Source organism: Mesorhizobium sp. M7A.F.Ca.ET.027.03.2.1 (assembly GCF_003999175.1).
Taxonomy (GTDB): domain Bacteria; phylum Pseudomonadota; class Alphaproteobacteria; order Rhizobiales; family Rhizobiaceae; genus Mesorhizobium.
The window spans coordinates 1-2,489 of the sequence record NZ_RZOM01000921.1 but is presented as its reverse complement, the minus strand read 5'-3'; the positions used below and the strand labels follow the sequence as shown (position 1 = coordinate 2,489).

Annotated in this window: 3 protein-coding genes; 2 read left to right on the top strand and 1 reads right to left on the bottom strand. The window is 61.5% G+C overall.

The window, feature by feature from the left end; all coding sequences use genetic code 11:
* Nucleotides 1-73 precede the first annotated feature (73 nt).
* Nucleotides 74-859 (bottom strand): precorrin-6A synthase (deacetylating), encoded by a 786-nt coding sequence (gene cobF / locus EN750_RS29040; RefSeq protein ID WP_127398802.1) that lies wholly within the window; start codon nucleotides 857-859, stop codon nucleotides 74-76.
* Between the two features lie 131 nt (nucleotides 860-990).
* Here cobF and EN750_RS29035 point away from each other — a divergent pair, with 131 nt between their 5' ends.
* Nucleotides 991-1,992, top strand: coding sequence for a DUF4424 domain-containing protein (locus tag EN750_RS29035; RefSeq protein ID WP_127398801.1), 1,002 nt, complete (start codon nucleotides 991-993; stop codon nucleotides 1,990-1,992).
* Nucleotides 1,992-2,489, top strand: a 498-nt coding sequence (locus tag EN750_RS29030) for a dihydrofolate reductase (RefSeq protein ID WP_145968011.1), incomplete at its 3' end; no start/stop codon positions are given. The genes EN750_RS29035 and EN750_RS29030, both read left to right, overlap by 1 nt.

Sequence of the window (2,489 nt, the reverse complement as noted above, 5' to 3'; positions counted from 1 at the left end):
CAGTAGGGCAGTAGGGCAGTAGGGCAGTAGGGCAGTAGGGCAGTAGGGCAGTAGGGCAGTAGGGCAGTAGGGCCTAATCCTCTGTGCTTGGCTTGCGAAGCAGGTAAGTGTCCATGATCCAGCCCTTTTTCCGGCGCGCTTCTTCACGGGTTCTCTCGATCTCGGCGCCGACATCACTGAGACGGCCAGAGATGAGAATCTCGTCTTCCGTTCCGAGATAAGCGCCCCAATGGATGACGACATCCTTGTCGACCAGCGTGTTGAAGGCGCATTTGCCGTCCAGCAGGACGACCGCGCTGCCGGCATTGTCCGGCATGCCTTCCTCGGTCAGGCGGCGGCCTGTGGTGATGAGGACGGAATCGCCGATGCGGTTCAGCGCCATCTTGTGCCTGGCGGCAAGTGCCTGGACAGCGGTGATGCCGGGGATCACCTCAAGCTCGAACGCCACATTTCCTCGCAGGCGCACGCGCTCGAGGATGCGTAACGCGCTGTCATAGAGCGAAGGATCGCCCCAGATCAGGAAGGCGCCGCAGCCGTCGCCTGCAATCTCATCGCGGATCAGGCCTTCGTAAATGGCGGCGATGGCTTCGTGCCAGTCATCGACGGTCGCGCGGTAGGAGGGCTCCGGCCCATCTTCTACTGGCATGTCGCGCACCGGCACGTCGAATTCGACGCGGCGCGACTTCGGATTGGTGACGAAGCGGTCGCATATCCGGCGGCGCAGTTCGGCCAGTTCATTTTTTTTCGCACCCTTGTCGGGAATGAACAGCACATCCGCCTGGTTCAGGCCTGATATGGCCTGGACGGTCATGTGGTCGGGATTGCCGGCGCCGATGCCGATGACGAGAAGCTTGCGCATGGGCGAACTCCTGCCCGATCGGAACCTGTTAGTCCAGACCGCGCTGGCGCGCGTCCGCGGATGCGGAAGGGCTTTGAACGCCACATTGAAACCGCTAGGGTCCTGCAAGCATTCTGGCCGAGGTTGTTTCCATGTTGCGATATATTCTGACCGCCGTGCTGGCCCTGTCGTCCGCGCCCGCCTTCGCCAATGATTCGGTTGCCGAACTTGGCACCGGCGGCCTGATCCTGTCGCGCAGCGACGCCGTGTCGATGCAAAGCGAGGACCTCTTCATCTCGCCGGAAAAGGTGACGGTCGACTATGTCTTCCATAACAACACCGACAAGGATGTCGACGCAATCGTCGCCTTCCCGATGCCCGAAATATCGGGCAATCCCGAAGAAATCCCGGCGATTCCCGAAAACCAGAGCGACAATTTCCTCGGCTTCGAGGTGACGATCGACGGTGTTGCCGTCAAGCCGCAGTTGGAGCAGAAGGTGTTTGCGCTCGGCATCGACATCAGCGCCGAGTTGAAGGCGCAAAACGTGCCGTTCTATCCATTCGGCGATGCGGCGAAGGCGGCGCTGGCCAAGCTGCCGCAAGCGGTTGTCGATGACTGGGTCAACCGCGGCATCATCATCGAGGACACCGGCAGCGACGGCACCGAGACCACCAAGGTCTACACGCCGTTCTGGCAACTGCGTTCGACCTACTGGTGGCGCTCGACCTTTCCGGCCAACAAGGACGTCCATGTTTCCCACCACTATAAGCCGAGCGTCGGCGGCACGTCTTCAGTCAGCTTCTTCTACGACGGCAAATTCCAGGGACAGTATGCGGCCTACAAGGCCCGCTATTGCATGGATGGCACATTCGAAAATGCGGTGCGCAAGGCTGCCAAGGACGACCCTGACGGCTACCCCAAATATTTCGAGAACCGCATCGCCTATATCCTGACCACCGGCGGCAACTGGGCCACTGGCACGATCGGCAAGTTCAAGCTGACGATCGACAAGGGCAATCCGAAAGCCCTGGTCTCGTTCTGCGGCGACAATGTCAAAAAGACCGGACCGACGACATTCGAGATGACGGCGGATGATTTATACCCCGAGCGCGACATCGACATCCTGATCCTCGAGCCAACGGACGGCAATTGATGCACGTCGCAATCTACGTTGCCATCGCCGAGAACGGCGTGATCGGGCGGGACGGCGGGCTCCCGTGGCGGCTCTCCACCGATCTCAAGCGCTTCAGAGCCGATACGATGGGCAAGCCCATCATCATGGGCCGCAAGACCTATGAGGGCATCGGCCGGCCGCTGCCGGGCAGGTTGAACATCGTCGTCACCCGCGACAAGACCTGGCGCGCCGAGGGCGTCGAGGCGGCACATTCGCTCGAGGCCGCGATCCAGCTGGCGACGGAGCGCGGGCGCCGCATGGCCGATGTGGACGAGGTGTGCGTCATCGGCGGCGGCGAAATCTATGTCCAGGCCATGCTGCTGGCCGATCGCCTGCATGTCACCCACGTGCTGGCAGCGGTCGACGGCGACGCGTATTTCCCGCCGATCGATCCTGATTCCTGGCGCATTGTCAGCTCGCACGACGTCCCAGCCGGGGAAAAGGACAGCCACCCGACGCGTTATTCGGTCTACGAG

Coding starts and splice junctions, on each gene's coding strand:
- cobF (WP_127398802.1), bottom strand. CDS start 859: ATGCGCAAGCTTCTCGTCATCGGCATCGGCGCCGGCAATCCCGACCAC.
- EN750_RS29035 (WP_127398801.1), top strand. CDS start 991: ATGTTGCGATATATTCTGACCGCCGTGCTGGCCCTGTCGTCCGCGCCC.